Annotated in this window: 18 protein-coding genes and 1 pseudogene; 8 read left to right on the forward strand and 11 right to left on the reverse strand. The window is 54.7% G+C overall.

The genetic code is table 11. The annotated features are described in order from the left end of the window. Window positions 1–85 precede the first annotated feature (85 nt). Window positions 86–1,345 (forward strand): pitrilysin family protein, encoded by a 1,260-nt coding sequence (locus KQI26_RS02280; protein ID WP_216503033.1) that lies wholly within the window; start codon window positions 86–88, stop codon window positions 1,343–1,345. A 285-nt stretch (window positions 1,346–1,630) separates the two neighbouring features. On the opposite strand, the gene KQI26_RS02285 is transcribed toward KQI26_RS02280, so the two are convergent. The 11 genes and pseudogenes from KQI26_RS02285 to KQI26_RS02335 form a co-directional block, all read right to left on the reverse strand. Further along, complete coding sequence (locus KQI26_RS02285; RefSeq protein WP_216503034.1) at window positions 1,631–2,614, reverse strand: ornithine cyclodeaminase family protein; 984 nt, start codon at window positions 2,612–2,614, stop codon at window positions 1,631–1,633. A 157-nt stretch (window positions 2,615–2,771) separates the two neighbouring features. Continuing rightward, window positions 2,772–3,665 (reverse strand): hypothetical protein, encoded by an 894-nt coding sequence (locus KQI26_RS02290; protein WP_216503035.1) that lies wholly within the window; start codon window positions 3,663–3,665, stop codon window positions 2,772–2,774. Between the two features lie 120 nt (window positions 3,666–3,785). Further along, window positions 3,786–4,187 (reverse strand): alpha-isopropylmalate synthase regulatory domain-containing protein, encoded by a 402-nt coding sequence (locus KQI26_RS02295; RefSeq protein ID WP_216503036.1) that lies wholly within the window; start codon window positions 4,185–4,187, stop codon window positions 3,786–3,788. A 382-nt stretch (window positions 4,188–4,569) separates the two neighbouring features. After that, on the reverse strand, window positions 4,570–5,286 hold the full coding sequence (locus KQI26_RS02300) for an NAD-dependent protein deacylase (protein ID WP_118746373.1): 717 nt from the start codon (window positions 5,284–5,286) through the stop codon (window positions 4,570–4,572). Window positions 5,287–5,314: 28 nt separating this feature from the next. Continuing rightward, window positions 5,315–6,112 carry a M55 family metallopeptidase gene (locus tag KQI26_RS02305; RefSeq protein WP_216503037.1) on the reverse strand — a complete coding sequence of 266 codons (798 nt, stop codon included), beginning with the start codon at window positions 6,110–6,112 and terminating at the stop codon, window positions 5,315–5,317. A 25-nt stretch (window positions 6,113–6,137) separates the two neighbouring features. Continuing rightward, the gene (thpR, locus tag KQI26_RS02310; RefSeq protein WP_216503038.1) at window positions 6,138–6,659 is read right to left on the reverse strand and encodes an RNA 2',3'-cyclic phosphodiesterase; all 522 of its coding nucleotides are present in this window, start codon (window positions 6,657–6,659) and stop codon (window positions 6,138–6,140) included. 9 nt (window positions 6,660–6,668) lie between these two features. Beyond that, on the reverse strand, window positions 6,669–7,028 hold the full coding sequence (locus KQI26_RS02315; RefSeq protein WP_118746376.1) for a YccF domain-containing protein: 360 nt from the start codon (window positions 7,026–7,028) through the stop codon (window positions 6,669–6,671). A 6-nt stretch (window positions 7,029–7,034) separates the two neighbouring features. Continuing rightward, window positions 7,035–7,391 carry an arsenate reductase family protein gene (locus KQI26_RS02320; protein WP_216503039.1) on the reverse strand — a complete coding sequence of 119 codons (357 nt, stop codon included), beginning with the start codon at window positions 7,389–7,391 and terminating at the stop codon, window positions 7,035–7,037. Window positions 7,392–7,492: 101 nt separating this feature from the next. Next, entirely contained in the window at window positions 7,493–7,984 is a 492-nt protein-coding gene (gene nrdG / locus KQI26_RS02325; protein ID WP_118746378.1) for an anaerobic ribonucleoside-triphosphate reductase activating protein, read from the reverse strand. After that, window positions 7,974–8,087: pseudogene (nrdD, locus tag KQI26_RS02330) on the reverse strand (anaerobic ribonucleoside-triphosphate reductase); the annotation flags it as partial. The pseudogene nrdD and the gene nrdG, both read right to left, overlap by 11 nt. Before the next feature lie 88 nt (window positions 8,088–8,175). Further along, window positions 8,176–10,515, reverse strand: coding sequence for an anaerobic ribonucleoside triphosphate reductase (locus KQI26_RS02335; protein WP_216503040.1), 2,340 nt, complete (start codon window positions 10,513–10,515; stop codon window positions 8,176–8,178). Window positions 10,516–11,025: 510 nt separating this feature from the next. Here KQI26_RS02335 and KQI26_RS02340 point away from each other — a divergent pair. The 7 genes from KQI26_RS02340 to KQI26_RS02370 all read left to right on the forward strand — a co-directional run bounded on the left by KQI26_RS02340 (window position 11,026) and on the right by KQI26_RS02370 (window position 19,417). Then, window positions 11,026–12,483 carry an MATE family efflux transporter gene (locus KQI26_RS02340; protein WP_216503041.1) on the forward strand — a complete coding sequence of 486 codons (1,458 nt, stop codon included), beginning with the start codon at window positions 11,026–11,028 and terminating at the stop codon, window positions 12,481–12,483. A 154-nt stretch (window positions 12,484–12,637) separates the two neighbouring features. Beyond that, window positions 12,638–13,522, forward strand: a complete 885-nt coding sequence (locus tag KQI26_RS02345; RefSeq protein ID WP_216503042.1) for a MurR/RpiR family transcriptional regulator — start codon at window positions 12,638–12,640, stop codon at window positions 13,520–13,522. 226 nt (window positions 13,523–13,748) lie between these two features. Beyond that, window positions 13,749–15,449: a peptide ABC transporter substrate-binding protein gene (locus tag KQI26_RS02350; RefSeq protein WP_216503043.1), complete on the forward strand. Its 1,701-nt coding sequence runs from the start codon at window positions 13,749–13,751 to the stop codon at window positions 15,447–15,449. Window positions 15,450–15,550: 101 nt separating this feature from the next. After that, window positions 15,551–16,480, forward strand: coding sequence for an ABC transporter permease (locus KQI26_RS02355; protein ID WP_216503044.1), 930 nt, complete (start codon window positions 15,551–15,553; stop codon window positions 16,478–16,480). Between the two features lie 14 nt (window positions 16,481–16,494). Continuing rightward, window positions 16,495–17,424 (forward strand): ABC transporter permease, encoded by a 930-nt coding sequence (locus KQI26_RS02360; protein WP_216503045.1) that lies wholly within the window; start codon window positions 16,495–16,497, stop codon window positions 17,422–17,424. A 10-nt stretch (window positions 17,425–17,434) separates the two neighbouring features. Continuing rightward, window positions 17,435–18,451: an ABC transporter ATP-binding protein gene (locus KQI26_RS02365; RefSeq protein WP_216503046.1), complete on the forward strand. Its 1,017-nt coding sequence runs from the start codon at window positions 17,435–17,437 to the stop codon at window positions 18,449–18,451. A gap of 3 nt (window positions 18,452–18,454) precedes the next feature. Next, window positions 18,455–19,417, forward strand: a complete 963-nt coding sequence (locus KQI26_RS02370; RefSeq protein WP_216503047.1) for an ABC transporter ATP-binding protein — start codon at window positions 18,455–18,457, stop codon at window positions 19,415–19,417. The last annotated feature ends 80 nt before the right edge of the window (window positions 19,418–19,497 follow it).

Here is a 19,497-nt window from a genome sequence, read left to right on the forward strand (position 1 = left end):
AAGCTCCGGGAAACGGGGCGGGTCTCACGGCCCGCCCCGCCTTTTACGCGGCAGGGCCGCAGATTTTTGCGTTTGAGGTGTGACTATGATCGGAAAAATCACTTTGCCCAACGGCGTGCGTATTCTTTATGAGCAGGTTCCCTCGGTGCGCTCCTGCGCCCTGGGCGTTTGGGTGGAAAGCGGCTCCCGTCATGAGCCGGAAGAGCTGGGAGGCATTTCCCACTACATCGAGCATATGCTTTTCAAAGGCACCGAAAGCCGCACGGCGGCCCAGCTGGCCACGGCCTTTGACGCTATCGGCGGCCAGGTCAATGCCTTTACCACAAAAGAGAACACCTGCTACTATGCCCGGGTGCTGGACACCCACATCCAGGAAGCCGCCGATCTTCTGTGTGATATGTATTTCCACTCCCGGTTTGGCCAGCAGGAGACCGATTTGGAGCGGGGCGTCATTCTGGAAGAGATCGGTATGTATGAGGACACCCCCGACGATCTGGTGGTCGAGCGGCTGTCCTCGGCCATTTACAAGGGTTCCTCTCTGGGCCGTCCCATTCTGGGCACCCGGGAGACCCTGGAGAAGATCCAGGGGGACACCCTGCGGGATTATTGCAGCAGCCGTTATTCTGCCGCCAATACCGTGGTATCGGTGGCCGGCAGCTTTACCATGAACGACATCGAGCAGATTGCCCGCCGGTTTGAAAAGATGCCGGGGGGAGAGCCGCTGACAGCGCCCCAGGCCGTCTATCAGCCCTCTTTCACCACCAAGACCAAGGACATTGAGCAGAACCATCTGTGCCTGGCCTTCCCCGGCATCGCCGCCGGAAGCCCGGAGCGTTACCGGATGCAGGTGCTCAGCAACATCCTGGGCGGCGGAATGTCCTCCCGCTTGTTCCAGCGGGTGCGGGAGCAGAAGGGCCTTTGTTATACCATTTATTCCTTCTCTTCGGCCCATCGGGACACCGGCTATTTCGACATCTATACCGCCCTGGGCCGTCCCACCGAAATGCAGGCTCTGGAGCTCATCGGCCAGGAAGTGCGGGCCTTTGCCCAGGAAGGCCCCACGGAAGAAGAAGTGCGGCGTTCGGTGGAACAGCTGAAGAGTTCGGCTTTGATGAGCCTGGAGAGCATGAACAGCCGGATGAATGCCAACGCCCGGGGCGAGTTCCTCTATGGCCATCCCCTCAGCGCCGAGGATATCATCCGGGGATATGACGCCGTCACCCGGGATGGAGTCCATCAGTTGGCCCAGGAGCTGTTTAAGCTGCCCAATGCTTCCTTCTCTGCTGTGGGCAAGGTTTCTTCTCGAGAGGAATACCAGGCCGTCATCCGTGCCGCCCTTTGCTGAAAAACAAGAAACCCCGCCGCTTGCACAGCAAGCGGCGGGGTGAGCGTTCCGAAAAAGTGGCTTAGGCCACTTTTTCGGGTTTTTGCAAGGGGCTGCGTGCAGCCACTCGGCCACACTGGCCCTTGAGAGGTGCAAAAAGCCACGCACAGGTCGCGGCTTTTTGCAAATTGATTCGGGGAAGAGCATAAGATTTCTTTTGATGATATTGCTTTTACTACAGTCTGAATCCGCCGCTTGCACAGCAAGCGGCGGATTTTCTGTATAGGCCGGATTTTGATAAACAGATCAGCCGATTTCCACCATCGTTCCCCGGCCTTTTTCCAGGGCCAGCTGGTAAAGAAGATGGGCGGCGGACAGGTCTTCCACAGCGATGCCCACCGATTCGAAAAAGGTGATCTCTTCCAGGCTCTGCCGGCCGGGCACGGTGCCCAGAAGCACCTGGCCCACTTCGCCCCGGATGTTGTCCATGGAAAGCTCCCCTTTTTCCAGAGGGATCACCAGATCTCCACCGTCCCGCAAAGCGGCCTGACGCTGATCCAGGTAGATGGCCGAGCGGCAGACGGTGCAGCTGTCCACTTCCCGGGCCGTGGGGGCGCAAGCGCCCACAGCGTTGATATGAGCTCCTTCCTTGATCCATTCTCCCTCCACCAGCGGCTCCTTGGCCTGAGTGACGGTGCAGAGAATATCCGCTTGCTCCGTGGCCTCACGGGGTGTTTCGCACAGGACAGCTTCCAGCCCTAACTGCTCTTTTACCCATTTGCAACAGGCTTCTCCACCGGCAGGAGTGCGGTTCCATACAAAGACACGGCGGATGGGGCGCACCTGGGATATGGCGGCAATGTGCATCCGGCCAATGCGCCCGGCGCCCAGCAATCCCAGGGTGCAGCTGTCCTCCCGGGCCAGCACACGGGTGGCCGCAGCGCTGGCGGCGGCGGTGCGCAGTGCAGTGATGTGCTCGGCATCCACAATGGCCAGAAGAGCGCCGGTGGTGCTGTCAAACAAGGGGATGACTCCCTGGCTGGTGCCGTTTTTCTTGGCCTCAGAGCCGGGAAAGACAATGGCCTTGACGCCGCAGATTTCCTGCTGCTGGTTGTCCGATGCCATGAGGGCAAAGGTGTTCCCCTTCTTCTGGGGCATCATGCTCCGCTGAAGCATGGTGGTTTTTCCAGCGGAAATGTCCCGGAATGTTTCTTCCATGGCGCGGATGCAGGCTTCCATGGTGAGAAGTTCTTCTGCGTCTTTCTTTCCGATGATCAGAGTTTGGTTCATGGCGGTCCCCCTCTTTCCTTTGGATGATTTTATATTTTATTATAATGCGAAAAAAAGGCGGCCGCAAGGCCGCCTTTTTTTCGCAAAATCCGCATCACGCAGGACAATGGATTTCTGGACTGAAACAACCGATACGGGCAAAGAAAAGTATGGGAGCTCAGATACTGGGAGTTTCGCTTTTCTGCCGCCGTTTTTGCCGGGTCAGTCCCCAAACGCCCCAGGATAGGGTGATGATCCCCGCAGCGCTTCCGCCCAAAGCGCCGGTCCACACAAGGCCCCGGTTGGCCGGAATATGTCCCTGCTGCCAGCCGGTGTTATAGTAGATGATCAATTTGTCGCCCCGGTAGTAGCTTTTGGGCAGCAGAGAGAAGGGCGAGGTCACGGCATGGACCCCTTTTTCCTTGTCTTTCCACTGGAAGGTGACGCTGGCTCCCCGGCCGTCCCCGTCAGGATATTGGACCTGGGCCCGCACCTGCACGCCGGTCCAGATATAGCGAAGCTCGGTGGTCACCAGCAAAATGACAAAGACGATGCACACGACACCGGTGAGGATGAAAATCCGGAAAATCCGTCCTTTGGCTTTGCTGGGTTTGTTTTCCTCCATATCCCGCCGCAGCCAGGCCGCCCGGGTGCCGGTGACAAAGGCGCAGCAGGCGGCCAGTCCCATTACTGCCGACAGAACAAGGCGCCGGGCGTCTCCCTTGGCAATGACCAGACCGGTTTCCGGCCAGTAATACAGGGAGCGGGTTTCACCGATCTCCACATCGCCCCGGGCGTCGCCGGTCAGGCGCAGCTCTTCCCCGCCATAAGTGAATTCATACACCGGGAACTGGTCGTAGGAGTTGTAATATCCTCCGTTTTTGTTCTGGCGCAGAGAGCGGCTGCGTTCCATGTCCACCACCGTGCCCTCCACCTGGATGCTTCCCCGCTTTTCGCTGAAATGCACCGCCAGAGGAGGCATGGCCATGGCGGCAAACAGCGCCGTCAGCACAAAGGCCACGATCATGGTCCGCCTGGTGGGAAGCGGTTTCTTTTTTCTCCCTTTTTCCATTGTGTCCTCCCCCTATTGCCTCTCGATTCCGAGGCAGTCTTTTCCCATTGTACCCCCATTTGAGATTGGGCACAAGGCACGGGCCCTACAAAAAAGCGGGAGGCTTGCCTCCCGCTTTGGTTACTTTGCCAGAATCTGATTGACGCCGTCCAGATAGGCCTTGATGCTGGCTTCGATGATGTCAGTGCTCAGTCCCACGCCGGTGATGGTGTTTCCGCCATGCTCCAGCTGCACCTCCACCTGGCCCTGGGCGTCCATGCCCCGGCTCATAGAGCGGATGCTGTAACTGACCAGCTGGGCGCCGGTCTGTACGATGTTTTCGATGGCGTGGAAGGCCGCCTCAATGGGGCCGATGCCAAAGGCCACCGTCTCCATTCCATCTCCATTGTAACACAGGCTCACATTGGCGGTTGCCGAAATGTGGGAGCCGGAATTGACCACATAGCCCTGGAGCATCCAGCGGTCTTTGCACCAGTCTTCTTCTTCCCAATTTTCGTCCCGGGTTTTTTTGATCAGATCCATTTTTCCTTCTCCTCTTTCGATGAAAACTGGCAGGCGAGGCAAACCAATAAAAAACCGTCTCCTGCAAAAAACGCAAGAGACGGAATTCGGTGCAATCCCGCGGTACCACTCTTGTTGGCCAAAGGGCCCACTCGGTCGGGGCCATCACCCCGTGCCCTCATAACGGTGGGCTTCCGGCGCGCTTACTGGGCAAAATGCCGTTGGGCTTGCTGCTCGTGGGTCAGTTAGAAAAGCCTTCTGCCGCTGTCTTGCACCATCCGACAGCTCTCTGCAGGCCAGGCGGGCTTCTTTTCCCCCGGTCAATGCATTTGGATTGGTTTCTTACAAGATTAAACCATTTTTCTCCGGTTGTCAAGGGCGATTTCTGCCAAAAAAAGCAGCTTCAGCGCAGGCGGGAAAGAACTTTTCCCACACTGTCCTGGATAAACAGGCTGGCTCTTCCCTCCCGGCCGGTTTCGGTGCGGTTGATGAGCACCAGGTGACGGCCATTGAAATAGTCCAGCAGCCCTGCGGCCGGATAGACCACAAGAGAGGTACCGGCCACGATCAGCAGATCGGCCCGGGCGATCTCCTCCACCGCCTGGGTGAGGATGCGGGTGTCCAGGCTCTCTTCATAGAGCACCACATCGGGTTTGATAACGCCGCCGCAGGGACAGTGGGGCACGCCTTCGCTGCGCAGGATATCGCTCATGCCGAAGAGCCTGCCGCATTTCTGGCAGTAATTCCGGTGTACCGTGCCGTGGAGTTCCAGCACCCGGCGGCTGCCTGCCATCTGATGCAGTCCGTCGATGTTCTGGGTGATCACCGCTTTCAGCTTGCCCTCCTGTTCCAGCTGGGCCAGCTTTTCGTGGGCCGGGTTGGGCTGGGCCTCCGGCCAGAGCATCTTATCCCGGTAAAACCGGTAAAATTCCTCCGGGTCCTTTTCAAAAAAGCTACGGCTGATGATCTGCTCCGGAGGATAGTGGTATTTCATATAATAGAGCCCGTCGGTGCTGCGAAAATCGGGGATGCCACTTTCGGTGGAGACGCCGGCGCCGCCAAAAAAGACGATGTAACTGCTTTCGTCCACAAACTGCTGCAACTGTTGTATTTTGTCCATGAACCAGGACTCCTTTCCGGCCGGGGATTTAGAGAACAAACCGGAAGAAGCGCATCACTTCAAAATAATCATCGGTTTCAAAGGAGATGGTGCAGTCATCCAAACGATGTGCGCCGGGGTAAAAGGCGTTTTTGGCCGCCAGATTGTGATCTTTGTAGCACACTTCTACGGTAAAATGCTGGGGCAGGGCGGGAACTTTCCCTTGGAAAGACTGGGAGAGGGCCCGCTTCACATCGGCCCGGATCAGCTGCTGGGCCTTCTGAGGGGCCAGGCAGCGCAGCGCACCGCCCACACCGGCCTTGACTGCCGTGGTTACCAGGCAGGGGTGCAGACTCTGGGAATCCTCACACAGCTGCTGATCTCCGGAAAGATAGACGGTGGGCACACCCAGGCTAGCGGCGCACAAACTGAACATCATAAATTCGCTGCAAATCTGGCCGTTGAGTTTGATCCAGGCCGGGCGGCCGCTGACGGTGTGGGACATGGGATTGCCCTCCCGGGAAGCGGCACTATGATAGCCCACGAACAAAGCGGCGTCAAAGCTTTTGTCCAGCCCCTCCACCATCAGGTAGGGATGCCCCGACCAGCCTTTGATGATCTGGGCACAGGGAGGCAGGACTTTGCTGTCGATGTTGCAGGCCGGGCCGTGGGCGTCTTTGATGACGATCTCGTCGGCTCCTGCTTCCATGGCCCCTTCACAGGCCGACAGCACTTCCTTTGTCATTTCGTCGCAGTGATAGGGATAGTTGGGATTGCCGGGGCGGCAATCCTCGTGGGAAAGAGTGGTGGCCACGCCTTCGATGTCGGCGCTGATGAATACCTTCATATGAATCGCTCCTTTCGATTGGTTGCTATTCTTCCAGATGAATCTGATGCAGGGTGCGGTAGCTGGTGCCGCCAGGGGATGGGATGGATTCCATCAAAGAAAGGGTCCGCACGGGGAGCATCAAGGGGGACAGCGGGAGGCGCTCCCAAGACACTTCCTTTTTCCCTCGCCGGGCCAGAGTGATGTGCGGGGAAAAGGGCCTCTTTTCCAGGAAGATGCCCTCTTGCTCCACTTCCTGGGCCAGTTGTTTTTGCAGCCCCATGAGGGGAGGACTTTGCTGCGGGCGGAGAAAGATCACATCCCCTCTTTCCCCGGGAAATCGTCCCAGGTGGGAAAAGGTGAGAGCAAACTCCCGGCCTTTCATCCTGGAAAGGGCCTCGCGGGCGGCCCTTTCATCCGGCTGCTCTCCCAGAAAGGCCAGGGTCAGATGGAGCTTTTCCGGCCTTTCCCATCGGGCCTGGGGATCCCATTTTTGCAGCCGCTGGGAAAGTCCCCAGATCTGTTCCCGGCAGCGCCTTGTCACCGGCAGGGCGATAAACAGACGCATGGCTCCTCCTTATTCCACCCGGGCCCCGAAGGGCATCAAAGCCAGCTGGGCCAGCTTGAAGCATTGAATCCCGAAGGGAATACCAACAATGGTGATGCAGTAAAGCAGCCCGGTCCCCACAGATACCAAGGCCAAGGGCAGGCCGCTGACGATGAGCCACACCAGATTGCACAAAAAGGACACAGCGCCGCCCCCATAGACCACTTCTTTGCCAAAGGGGAACAGAGCCAGTCCAGCGAATTTAAAGCATTGCAGGCCGATGGGGATGCCCACAATGGTGATACACCACAGCACGCCGGCCAGCAGCCAGGAAAGGCCCAGAGACCAGCCGCCCAGACAGAGCCACAGCAGATTGCCTAAACAGCCCATAGCCTGTTACCCTTCCAGGGCGGCGGCCCATTCCCCTTCTTTGAACCCCAGAAGGACCTGGCCGTCGTCCAAAAGCAGGATGGGCCGCTTGACCAGCATGCCATCCTGGGCCAGCAGATCGTATTGGGCCTTTTCGTCCATTTCACCCAGCTTGTCCTTCAGCCCCATTTTCTGATAGAGCTGGCCGCTGGTGTTGAAGAATTTTTTCAAAGGAAGACCGCTTTGCTTGTGCCATTGCTCCAGCTCCTGGGCCGTGGGGTTCTGCTCCTTGATGGGGCGGGATTCATAGGAAAGGCCGCGGCTGTCCAGAAAGGCCTGTGCTTTTTTGCAGGTGCTGCAGTTGTTATAGCAGATAAATACCATGATCTCCTCCTTGTCAAACAGATGACGGATTCGTATGCCCTTATTGTACTCCTATCCCAGGAAAGGGGCAACAAAAAAAGCCCTGATGCTCAGGGCTTTTTTCATTGGGGAGGCAAAACCTCTTTCAAAACCAAAATGCGCTGGTTGGAGCTGCCTCGGAAGGTCAGAGTCAGATCCCGCAGCTGCTCTACATAGGGGCCGTCCACCAGAATGTCGCAGGCGCGGAGAAGATCCAGAATAGCCGGATGATCTTTGGCCATTTCCAAAAGCTGCTCCAGGGTATAGCCCGAATAGATGGTCACATCCTTCCCCTGTTCCCTGGCCCCGCGGGCCAGAGGGAGAAGGGCTTCCGGCTGGCAGAAGGGCTCTCCGCCGGAGATGGTCAGGCCTTGCAACAAGGGGTTTTCTCCCATTTGCCGCAGCAGAGCGGGAATGTCCCCCAAAAATCCCCCTTCAAAGGGATGGGTCTGGGGATTGTGGCAGCCAGGACAGTGGTGGGGGCAGCCTTGGGTAAAGACCACAAAGCGGATGCCCTCCCCGTCCACGATGGATTCCTCCACAATGCCGCTGAGCCGCAGCTCCTTAGACGCCATGCTTGATCCGATCCTTTTCCTCCGCCCGCTTGGCGTTGTTGAACCGGTCGGTGGTGCCCACCAGATAACCGGTGATCCGGCGGATTCGTTCGAATTTCACGCCCTGGCCCACGCAGGCCTCTTTCTGTGTCAGCTTTCCTTCGGTCATGGTGCATGCTTCCTTTCTATACAAAATGCAATTTATTACTTATTTATTCCAAACCGTAAAAGTTCGGCATGCCGGGGAATTTTTTCCGCAGTTCACGGAGCTTTTCGATGGGCACGCCCTCCCCTTCCCGGCGGCCGCAGCGGGGACAAACCTCGTCGATGACGCCGGTATATCCACACACCGGGTCCCGGTCCACCGGATGGTTCACCGAGCCATAGCCCACACCGGCTTCCTTCATACAACGGATCACTGCTTCGAAGGCCTTGGGGTTTTTGCACACATCCCCGTCCAGCTCCACATAGCTGATGTGACCGGCGTTGGTCAGGGCGTGATAGGGAGCTTCCAGCCGGATCTTGTCAAAGGCCCGGATGGGGAAATACACAGGGATGTGGAAAGAGTTGGTGTAATAATCCCGGTCGGTGATTCCCGGAAGCTTGCCATAGATCTTCTGATCGATGCGGAGGAAGCGGCCGGAAAGCCCTTCGGCCGGAGTGGCCAGCAAGGTGAAGTTCAGGCCGGTCTTTTGGGATTCCTCGTCCATCCGGCGGCGCATATGGCCGATGATCTCCAGGCCCAGCTTCTGGCTTTCCGGGCTTTGGCCATGGTGCTGGCCGGTGAGGGCCACCAGGGTTTCGGCCAGGCCGATAACGCCCACGCTGAGGGTGCCGTGCTTGAGGATTTCACCCACAGGCTCGTCCACATCCAGCTTTTCGCTGTCGATCCACACGCCCTGGCCCATAAGAAAGGGGTAATTGCGGCTCTTTTTGGCGGCCTGGATCTTGAAGCGGTGGAGCAGCTGGCGGATGACCAGGTCGATATTCTCGTCCAGCATCTCGTAGAAGCGGTCTAGATCCCCGTGGGCTTCGATGCCCAGACGGGGCAGGTTGATGGAAGTAAAGCTCAGGTTGCCCCGGCCGCAGGTGATTTCCCGCTCCGGATCGTGCACATTGCCCATCACCCGGGTGCGGCAGCCCATGTAGGCCACTTCGCTGTTATAATCCCCTTCTTTGTAGTATTGCAGGTTGAAGGGGGCATCCAGGAAGCTGAAGTTGGGGAACAGCCGCTTGGCCGATGTGCGGATGGCCAGCTGGAACAGATCGTAGTTGGGGTCCTGGGAGTTGTAGTTGATCCCCTCTTTCACTTTGAAGATCTGTACCGGGAAAATAGGAGTCTCCCCATTGCCCAGACCGGCATCGGTGGCCAGAAGCAGATTTCGGATCACCATCCGCCCTTCGGGGGAGGTATCGGTGCCGTAGTTCACCGAGCTGAAGGGAACCTGGGCTCCGGCCCGGGAATTCATGGTGTTCAGGTTGTGTACCAGGGCTTCCATAGCCTGATAGGTGGCTCGGTCGGTTTCCGCCATGGCGGTTTGAGTGGCCATATCATGGGCCTTCTGGGCCTGTGCAGCGGTGAGAGTGCCGCCCTGAGGCAGGGTCTGCTGCACCAGCCAGGGCACCAGCTGGGCGCCGTAGAGTTGAGGCTGGCCCATGGACACATCATCCCCCACCTGGGCTTTGGCATTCTGGACCAGAGCCTGTCCCTGACCGTATTCCAGGGAGCAGAAGGCGTTAAGGTATTGTCCCAGAGCCTTGAAATATTCCTTGCGGAAGGTTTTGGCCACACCGGGAGCCATGGCGTAATCGAAATTGGGCACCGACTGGCCGCCGTGCATTTCGTTTTGGTTGGCCTGGATGGCGATACAGCCCAGAGCGGAATAACTGTGGATGCTGGCCGGTTCCCGCAGATAGCCGTGACCGGTGGAGAAACCGTTTTTAAACAGCTTCAGCAGATCGATCTGGCAGCAGGTCTCGGTGAGCATATAGAAGTCCTTGTCGTGGATGTGAATATCGCCGTTGATGTGTGCGGCGGCCACATCCCGGGGCAGGATATAGTTGTCCACAAAATATTTGGCCCCTTCGGAGCCGTATTTCAGCATGGTTCCCATGGCGGTGTCGGCGTCGATGTTGGCGTTTTCCCGCTTGATGTCGGCGTCGGCCGCATAGGAGAAGGTCAATTCTTTATAGATCTCCATCAGATCGGTTTCCGACTGACGGATCTTGGCGTGTTCCGCCCGATAGAGAATATAGGCCTTGGCGGTTTTGGCATAACCGGCTTTGATGAGGGCCTCCTCCACCAGATCCTGCACCTGTTCCACTCCCGGGATCTGTCCTTGGGGAATGGAGCGGGCCACCCGGCGGGTCAGCTCCTCCAGAGCGGCAAAGGGAAGGGATTCCTCCCGGACGGACACATTGGCTTTGCGGATGGCCTCCCGGATTTTGCTGGGATCAAAGGGCACCACATCCCCGCTGCGCTTGCGGATGGACACCGGCCCGGCCCAGGAAGCGGCGCTCACCCGCACCGGCAGCCGTTTGGAAGCAGCCATAAAAAACCTCCTTTGCATGGCGGGAGCAGGGAAGGCATCCTCCCTGCTCCGCAGCGGCGGCCCATCAAGGGGCATCGCCCTTGTTCTTGTATACCGTCGCTTTACCATACTATATATAGTGATTATAATCGTTTCAAACTGTATATATAGTAATTCACCTCCTGAAAAAATGCAAGGGGCATTTTGCAGTCAAGTCCCTGTCCGGCGGCGTGTTTGGCCTCCCCTTCCCCCATGGGAGCCTTGAAGTTGCAAGGGTTTCAGAGGCGGGATAAAAATTCGGAGAAAAATCAGGCCAAAATTTGTGCAAGGTATTTTATGGAAAACTCTTTTTACGAAAAGTAAATTTTCCTCCTGGGTATACCAAGGGGTGTTGGGATAGGAAGAATCTGTTTAGTGACTAAACTTTTTTCACCCCTCGGCTGGACAGGGTAGCTAAATTGTAATATACTATTTACAAAGAAATGCGGAGAAAGGGGAGTGATGACAGTCGCGCACTGCGCGGCGGTACTTATGAAAACGAAATCTTCTGCCCAGCCGTCTCTGGCCCTGGATCTTGTGGAACCAGGCCGGGACGAACACATGGTGGCCACCCGAAAGACCACCGAAAAGCTGCCGGAAGGAGTCACTTCCAAGATGATGTACCGGGATGTGGTACGCATCGCCTGGCCCTCCTTTATCGAGCTGACATTGACTCAGCTGGCCTCCATGGTGGACCTGATGATGGTGGGCAAATTGGGGGCTGCCGCTATCGCCGGCGTAGGGCTGACCACCCAGCCAAAATTTTTGATGATGACCATGTTCCAGGCCATGAATGTGGGCGCTACTGCCCTGGTGGCCCGGCACAAAGGCGCTTCCCAGCAGAACAAAGCCAACCTGATCTTGCGTCAGGCCTTGCTGCTGACCCTGGTGCTGTCGCTGATCGGCGGCGTGCTGGTGTTCCTGTTTGCAGAGCCCCTGGTGCAGTTCATGGGCGCTGCCGAGGCACCCACTCTGGCCGACGGCACCATCTATCTGAAGATCCAGGCATTGGGCATCGTGACCGTGGCCCTTACCAGTACCATTACCGCTTCCCTGCGGGGCGCCGGCAACAGCCGTACCGCCATGATGTACAACCTGACGGCCAATGTGGTCAATGTGCTCTTCAACTATTTGCTGATCTACGGCAATTTCGGTTTCCCCCGTATGGAAGTGGCCGGTGCGTCTCTGGCCACGGTCATCGGTCAGGTGGTAGCAATGGTGCTGGCCTTTGCTTCGGTGATGGGCCACCGCAACTATGTTCATCTGTCCATCCATGATTTCCCCCGCGGGTTCAAGCCTGAGAAAGAGGCCATGTTCTCCATTTTCAATGTGGGCATCCCGGCCATGGTCGAACAGCTGGTCATGCGTACCGGTATGATCATCTATTCCCGTACTGTGGCTGGTTTGGGTACTGTGGCCTTTGCCACCCATCAGGTGTGTATGAACATCCAAGCCCTTTCTTTCATGAACGGCCAGGCCTTTGCTGTGTCGGCCACCTCTCTGATGGGTCAGAGCCTGGGGAAAAAGCGGCCCGATATGGCGGAGTATTACACCTCCCGGACGCGGCGGCTTGGTATGTGCGTGTCCGTTTTCATCATGGCCTGCTTCATCCTCTTCGGCGGCACCATTGTGGGGCTGTACAATGACGATCCGCAGATTGTGGAAACGGGTGCCAAGATCCTGATGTTTGTGGCCCTGATTCAGCCCTTCCAGTCCAGTCAGTTTATTCTGGCCGGTGCATTGAGAGGCGCTGGAGATACCCGGGCCACCGCTGTGATCACCACCATCACCGTGCTCTTTGTCCGGCCTACTCTGGCTATTCTGCTGATCAATCTGACGTACCTGGGCCTTTATGGCGCCTGGATCGCTTTGGCAGCCGATCAGCTGCTTCGTTCCCTTCTGGTTTGGCTCCGATTTATTTCGGGCAAATGGAAGAAACTTCGAATCTGAACAAAAACCCCTCCGGTGTTCCGGAGGGGTTTTTATGTTTTAAGTAATTTCTCTGGACGAATAGAGGAAAATAGTGTATTACTAATAATAAGCTGGAGCAAAGGTGGACGAGGTGAGCCCTTTGGCTGCCGCAAAGAAAAAGGGGGGCAATGCCATGAATGTGATTGAGCGCATCCAGGAAAAGTACGGGGAAATGACCAAAAAGCAGCGGGTATTGGCAGACTATATGCTGGAAAACCCCGACTCTATGTCCTTTATGACCATGAAGAACCTGTCCAGCCGGACACAGGTTTCGGAGATGACCATCCTTCATTATTGCGGGGCCTTGGGGTATGGCAATTACAATGAGCTGAAATATGAGTTCCGCAAATATATCAATGAGCGAAACAAGATCGAAGTGCAGCGGGAGAATGCCTATCTCAACTCTAGCGTGCCGGAATATGAACTGGACGACAAACAGAACCTGCTGTATCAGGTGTGTCAGGAGGAATTTGACCTTCTCAAACTGCTGTTTGCCCATTTGGATATTCCATCGCTGTTCCGGGGGGCCGAGATGATGCTGGATGCCGATTGCACGATATTCTGTGCCCGGGGAGTATCGCTGCAGATTGCCGATTTTCTTTCCATGCGTCTGGCCATTATGGGGCTTCCGTCCATTGTGATAAACACTGAGCTGAACGACAGTGTGCAGTCGGCCCTCCCCCTGCTGAAAGGGGGTACATTGCTGGTGCCTATTTCTTTGCCTGATTACTATGTAATGACCACAAAAGTGTGCGAGTTTGCCCGGCAAAGACGGTGCCGGATTTTGGCACTCACCAACTCTCTGGAGCAGTCCCCTGTGGCGCCGTTTGGGGATCTGGTGCTCACCGCCCCCGCATCCAGCCGGCTTTTTCTCAATTCTCCCGGGGGACTTTTGGTGCTGGCCCATCTGCTTTCGGCTGCGCTGGATATCGAAAAGAGCGCCCGCCACACCAGCAAATTTTGTTCCTCTGAGGAATTTTCCCAGGTTTTTACCAAAAAAATGAAAGGGACACGCTGAATTCCCAAAATTTTTTGGGAATTATAGTATATACATTGATTTTATAGATAGTTTATGCCGCAAAATGGAAAACTGTGAAATCTGCCTAGATTTATTGGGCGGAATTCACAGTTTTTTATTATTTTATTGACTTTTTTAATAGTAGACACTACAATAATCCCATAACTTGATACCTCCTGTTGGAGCATCTGCACAATCGGAGGAATACAGAAGGAGGTTCTATTTTATGAAACGATACCTGGCATTGCTCCTGGCGCTGGTCATGTGTTTCTCCTTGGCCGCTTGCTCCAATGAGACCGGTGGCGGCGGTGGAGGTGGCGGTGGCGGTGGCAGCAAAACCGGCACCGAACTGGCTTCCGAACAGAAATATGTCACCTACATTTCTTCTGAGCCTATGACTCTGGACCTGAACCGCCGGTCGGATACATACAGCTCCACCATTCTGACCAACATTCTGGAAGGTCTGACCCGTCTGAGTGAAAATGAAACCCATGACGCTTATGAATATGTCCCCGCAGGTGCCAAGTCTTGGAGCTCCAACGAAGATGAGACTGTTTGGACTTTTGAACTCAATGAAAATTACTGGGATGACGGCCAGAAAGTAACGGCTGATGATTATGTCTACTCTGTTCGCCGTTATGTAGATCCCAACACCGGCTCCCCTCTGGGTTATCGTCTGGCTTGCCTGAAGAACTATGAAGGTGTCAACAGCGGTGAACTTCCTGTGGAAGAACTGGGTATCCGTGCTGTGGACGAAGATACACTGGAAGTTACTCTGGAAGCTCCGACCCCCTACTTTATGGACCTGACTCACGGTATGCTGTTCCGTCCTCAGCGGCAGGATATCGTAGAACAGCATGGTGATAAGTATGGCGCCGAGGCAGATACTGTTGTCTCCAACGGCCCCTTCAAGATCACATCTTGGACTCACAACAGCGAAATCACCCTGGTAAAGAACGACAAATACTGGGATGCTGACAATGTGACCCTGGACGAAGTGACCGTCAAGATCATTGCTGACGCCAACACTTCCGTGAATGCTTTCGCCAATGGCGAAATGGACTATGTTTCCACTACCAAAGTGGAATGGGTGGAACGGTTCAACAACACCGAAGGTGTGGTGCCTGTTTCCTATCCCAGCTCTACTTTGACTTATTCCTTCTTCAATACGAAGGACAAGATTTTCTCTAACGCAAACATTCGTAAGGCATTCATCACTGGTATTGACCGTGTTGAGCTCAACGACATGTGCTTTGGCGGAGCCCGTATTCCCACCTATGGTTGGGTCGTGCCCACTCTGTACTGCGGCGATATCAACTTCCGTGAATTTGCCGGCGATCCCGTTCAGGAGATGATCGATGAACTGGAAGCTGAAGGCAAGACTCCTAAGGATCTGCTGCTCCAGGGCATGCAGGAACTGGGCCTGGGCGATGATCCCTCCACTTTGGATATCACTTTCTCCCTGGCTGGTACCGATGACTGGTTCCGTACTCTGGGCGAATATCTCCAGCAGGCCTATAAGAAGACTCTGGGTATCAATCTGGAGATCAGCTTCTCTGAATGGGGCATCTTCATTGACAATGTGGAAAAGGGCAACTATCAGATCGGCTTCATGGGCTGGGGCGCTTCTATGAACGATCCTTATGATGTGCTCAGCCTGCACACTTCTCAGTCCAACGCCATTTACACCGGCTGGGCCAACGAGGAGTATGATGCGCTGGTCAATGAGGCTTCTGTAACCTTGGACAACCAGAAGCGTGCTGAAATGTATAAGCAGGCCGAAGATATGCTGCTGAAAGAATATGGTGTTGCAAATCCGCTGGCTACAACGGTCAACACTCTGTTCTATAAGGACTATGTGAAGGGTTATGGCATGATGCCGCTGAGCACCATGGGCTATAAGAGCATTCAGATCCTCGAGCACTAAACTGCGAAAAAATGACTGAAGCAATCCGCTGAAATAATGAGAGGAGGCGGCACCGTTGGTGTTGCCTCCTCTTTTAAAAGAGAGAAAGGAGAGGATCTGGTTTGCTAAAATATGTTGTTAAGCGCATCATTTATATGTTTATCACTATTTTCTGTATTGCAACAGCAACTTTTTTCCTGATGCGCAGTATTCCCGGTGATCCTTTGTCCAGCATGGCGCAGACCTTGCCGGAACAGACCAAAGCCAACTACTATGCCAAATATGGCCTGGATAAGCCTCTGTTTACCCAATATCTTATGTATATGAAAAACCTGCTCCACGGCGATCTGGGTGATAGCAATGTGTATCCTGGCCGCAGCGTGGGAGGAGTTATCGCGGAAACCTCGCCGGTATCTGCCACTGTTGGTGGCCCTGCTCTGGTAATTGGCTTGGTATTGGGCATTACTTTTGGTGTTATTGCCGCACTATTTAAAAACAAGTGGCCAGATTATGTGGTAATGGTTATTGCCATTCTAGGTATCACGATTCCGGTCTTTGTACTGGCAGCTTTGCTACAATATTTCTTTGCTGTCAAACTGGGTTGGCTTCCCACTTCTGGCTGGGGAGAAGTAAAGCATGCTATCATTCCCATTATCGTGCTCAGTTTTGGCACCATCGCCACCTATGCCCGGTATATTAAATCCAGTATGCTGGATACCCTGAGCCAGGACTATATTCTTACGGCCCGGGTGAAGGGCCTCAGTGAGGGAGCCGTTATTCGCCGCCATGTGATGCGCAACTCCATTTTGCCGGCCATTACATTGTTGGGTGCCCGTATTGTGGGCATTTTCACCGGTGCTTTCGTCACAGAGCGTATGTTTGCCATTCCTGGCATCGGTTTCTATTACATCAACTCCATCAATACAAACGACTATGCCATGACTATGGGCCTGACGATCTTTTACGGCATATTGTTCGTTATTTCCCAGTTGGTAGTCGATATTGCGTATGTGTTGGTTGATCCTCGCATCCGTATCGCCTCGAATAATTGAGAAAGGAGATCATCATGGCTGCAAACATTTCCAAAGAGAAATTTGTCATTGTGGGGGCAGAAACGGCTGAAGCGGAAAAAATCGGCCGTCCTCATGTGAGTTATTTGAAAGATACCTGGCGCCGTTTTAAAGAAAGCAAGACGGCCATGCTGGCATTGATTATTTTGATCGCATTGATCGTGATGGTAATCATTGGCCCGGCTCTCAGCGGCTATGCTTTTGAAGAAATTGATACCAGACCCGAAGCCAAGAATGCTCCGCCTTCTGCAGAACACTGGTTTGGTACAGATAAGTTGGGACGAGATCTATTTTCCCGTACCTGGCAAGCCGGACGAGTTTCATTGGCTATCGGTTTGATTGGCGCTTTGGTAGCCGCTACTGTCGGCTGTGTTTATGGCGGTTTGTCTGCTTATTTTGGGGGTAAAGTGGACACTATCATGATGCGTATCGTGGAAGTGATCAGCAGTATTCCCTATCTGATTGTGGTAATTTTGCTTTCGGTGATATTGGATAGTAAAAGTCTAGGAACATTGATCTTAGCGTTGACTCTTACCGGATGGTGCGGCACGGCCCGCTTGGTTCGCGGCCAGATGCTCCAGCTGAAAAGTCAGGAATTCGTAATGGCGGCTCAGGCTTTGGGCGTTCCTCCCTGGCGGATCATTCTGAAGCATCTGATCCCCAATACCATGAGCACCATCATTGTTTCCATTACATTTGCGATTCCCAACTATATCTTCTCGGAAGCCTTCCTGAGCTTTATCGGCCTGGGTATTCAGCCTCCCAATACATCCTGGGGCGCTTTGTCCTCGGCTGCTCAGACAAACTTCCTGTTCTACCCGTATCAGCTTTTCTTCCCCTCGCTGATGATCGCTCTGACTATGCTCTCCTTTACTCTGTTGGGCGATGGTTTGCGGGATGCGCTGGATCCGAAGCTGAGAAAGTAGAGGTATTGCCATGAGTAACAAAATATTGACTGTCAAGGACCTGCGGGTATCCTTCAATACATATGCCGGCGAAGTGAAGGCCGTACGCGGTGTGGATTTTGAGCTTTCTCCCGGCGAAACCCTGTGCTTTGTAGGCGAATCGGGTTGTGGCAAAACGGTAACGGCCAAAGCGCTGCTTCGTCTGCTCCAGCCGCCTTTCGCTGTGATCAAGGAGGGCAGCCAGATTCTTTTCAATGGAGAAGATGTGCTGCAAATGTCCAAAAAGCGCCTGCAGGAGTACCGGGGCGACGATGTGAGTATGATCTTCCAGGACCCTATGACCTCCCTCAACCCCACCATGACTTGTGGTAAACAGATCATGGAAGGTTTGATTCTTCACCGGAATATGACCAAAGCACAGGCCCGGGAAGCGGCTATTGAAACGCTGCGTCTAGTAAAGATTCCTGATCCAGAAAAGCGTGTGGATAACTATCCTCATCAGTTGTCTGGTGGTATGCGTCAGCGTGTGATGATCGCCATTGCTTTGGCCTGCCAGCCCAAGCTGCTCATCGCTGACGAACCCACTACGGCTTTGGATGTGACTATTCAGGCTCAGATCATTGACCTGCTGCGGGAGCTGAAAGAAAAATTGGGTATTGCCATCATTCTGGTAACCCATGATCTGGGTGTGGTGGCCAACTTTGCCGATCGCATTCAGGTAATGTATGCTGGCCAGGTAGTGGAACGGGGTACAGCCCGTGAGATCTTCTATGACTCCAAGCATCCCTATACCTGGGCACTGCTCAGCTCGGTTCCCAAGCTGGCCAAGGAGAGCAAACAGGAGCTGTATTCTCTCCACGGCACACCTCCTGATCTGATCCTGCCTTTGGAACATTGTCCTTTTGCGGCCCGGTGTGAGTTCTGTATGCCTATCTGTAAAGAGCAGATGCCGCCGGAAACCGTTTTGTCCGACACCCACAGGCTGTCTTGCTGGCTTCAGCATCCCGACGCCCCCAAGGTGAAATCCTTCTATGAAAGAGAGGTTTAAAGCATGAGTGAGAATTTGATTGAAATCAAAAACCTCTGCAAGTATTTCCCTGCGGGTAAAAAGCGCACGCTGAAAGCCGTGGACAATGTGTCCCTCACCATTGCCAAAGGCGAAACTTTGGGACTTGTAGGCGAGTCCGGCTGCGGTAAAACCACCTGCGGCCGTACGATTCTGAAGCTTTATCCCCCCACTTCCGGTCAGATCTTCTTCGGTGGAGAGGATGTGTCCCACATCAAGGGGAAGGGATTGTTGAATTTCAAAAAGCGGGCTCAGATGATCTTCCAGGACCCCTACTCTTCTCTGGACCCCCGCATGACCATTGCCGAGATCATCTCCGAAGGTATGACGGTGCACAATCACCTGTCCAATCAGGAAAAACAGGAGAAGGTCAACGAGCTGTTGGGCAAGGTGGGCCTTACGGAAGATTATGCCAACCGGTTTGCCCATGAGCTGTCCGGCGGCCAGCGCCAGCGTATCGGTATTGCCCGGGCCTTGGCGGTGGAACCGGAGTTCATCGTCTGCGATGAGCCTATTTCTGCTTTGGATGTGTCCATCCAGGCCCAGATCATCAACCTGTTGATCAAATTGCAGAAGGAGAACCACCTCACCTATCTGTTCATTTCCCATGACCTGTCGGTGGTGCGTCACATCTCCGACCGGGTGGGCATTATGTACCTGGGCAGCATGGTGGAGTTGGGCAGCAGCCAGGCGATTTTCGGCCAGCCGCTGCACCCCTATACCAAGGCTTTGATCTCCGCCATTCCGGAGGCCGATCCCGATTCGGAAAAGACCCGGAAGCGGATTCCTCTGGAGGGAGAAGTGCCCAGTCCCATCGATCCTCCTTCGGGCTGTAAGTTCCGTCCCCGGTGTGCCTATGCCACCGACAAATGCGCCCAGGAGATCCCCACTTGGGAAGAAGCGGCTCCCGGCCATTTTGTAGCCTGCCATCACTGGCGGGAAGTGTAAGCAAACGAAAAAAGGCGCCTGAGAGGGCGCCTTTTTTGTTCAGATTTCTCCCATCCAGTGGGAAGCTATGGTAAAATATC

It is taken from the genome of Intestinimonas sp. MSJ-38, assembly GCF_018917925.1.
Classification (GTDB): Bacteria; Bacillota; Clostridia; order Oscillospirales; family Butyricicoccaceae; genus Pseudobutyricicoccus.

Coding starts and splice junctions, on each gene's coding strand:
- KQI26_RS02280 (WP_216503033.1), top strand. CDS start 86: ATGATCGGAAAAATCACTTTGCCCAACGGCGTGCGTATTCTTTATGAG.
- KQI26_RS02285 (WP_216503034.1), bottom strand. CDS start 2,614: ATGAACCAAACTCTGATCATCGGAAAGAAAGACGCAGAAGAACTTCTC.
- KQI26_RS02290 (WP_216503035.1), bottom strand. CDS start 3,665: ATGGAAAAAGGGAGAAAAAAGAAACCGCTTCCCACCAGGCGGACCATG.
- KQI26_RS02295 (WP_216503036.1), bottom strand. CDS start 4,187: ATGGATCTGATCAAAAAAACCCGGGACGAAAATTGGGAAGAAGAAGAC.
- KQI26_RS02300 (WP_118746373.1), bottom strand. CDS start 5,286: ATGGACAAAATACAACAGTTGCAGCAGTTTGTGGACGAAAGCAGTTAC.
- KQI26_RS02305 (WP_216503037.1), bottom strand. CDS start 6,112: ATGAAGGTATTCATCAGCGCCGACATCGAAGGCGTGGCCACCACTCTT.
- thpR (WP_216503038.1), bottom strand. CDS start 6,659: ATGCGTCTGTTTATCGCCCTGCCGGTGACAAGGCGCTGCCGGGAACAG.
- KQI26_RS02315 (WP_118746376.1), bottom strand. CDS start 7,028: ATGGGCTGTTTAGGCAATCTGCTGTGGCTCTGTCTGGGCGGCTGGTCT.
- KQI26_RS02320 (WP_216503039.1), bottom strand. CDS start 7,391: ATGGTATTTATCTGCTATAACAACTGCAGCACCTGCAAAAAAGCACAG.
- nrdG (WP_118746378.1), bottom strand. CDS start 7,984: ATGGCGTCTAAGGAGCTGCGGCTCAGCGGCATTGTGGAGGAATCCATC.
- KQI26_RS02335 (WP_216503040.1), bottom strand. CDS start 10,515: ATGGCTGCTTCCAAACGGCTGCCGGTGCGGGTGAGCGCCGCTTCCTGG.
- KQI26_RS02340 (WP_216503041.1), top strand. CDS start 11,026: ATGAAAACGAAATCTTCTGCCCAGCCGTCTCTGGCCCTGGATCTTGTG.
- KQI26_RS02345 (WP_216503042.1), top strand. CDS start 12,638: ATGAATGTGATTGAGCGCATCCAGGAAAAGTACGGGGAAATGACCAAA.
- KQI26_RS02350 (WP_216503043.1), top strand. CDS start 13,749: ATGAAACGATACCTGGCATTGCTCCTGGCGCTGGTCATGTGTTTCTCC.
- KQI26_RS02360 (WP_216503045.1), top strand. CDS start 16,495: ATGGCTGCAAACATTTCCAAAGAGAAATTTGTCATTGTGGGGGCAGAA.
- KQI26_RS02365 (WP_216503046.1), top strand. CDS start 17,435: ATGAGTAACAAAATATTGACTGTCAAGGACCTGCGGGTATCCTTCAAT.
- KQI26_RS02370 (WP_216503047.1), top strand. CDS start 18,455: ATGAGTGAGAATTTGATTGAAATCAAAAACCTCTGCAAGTATTTCCCT.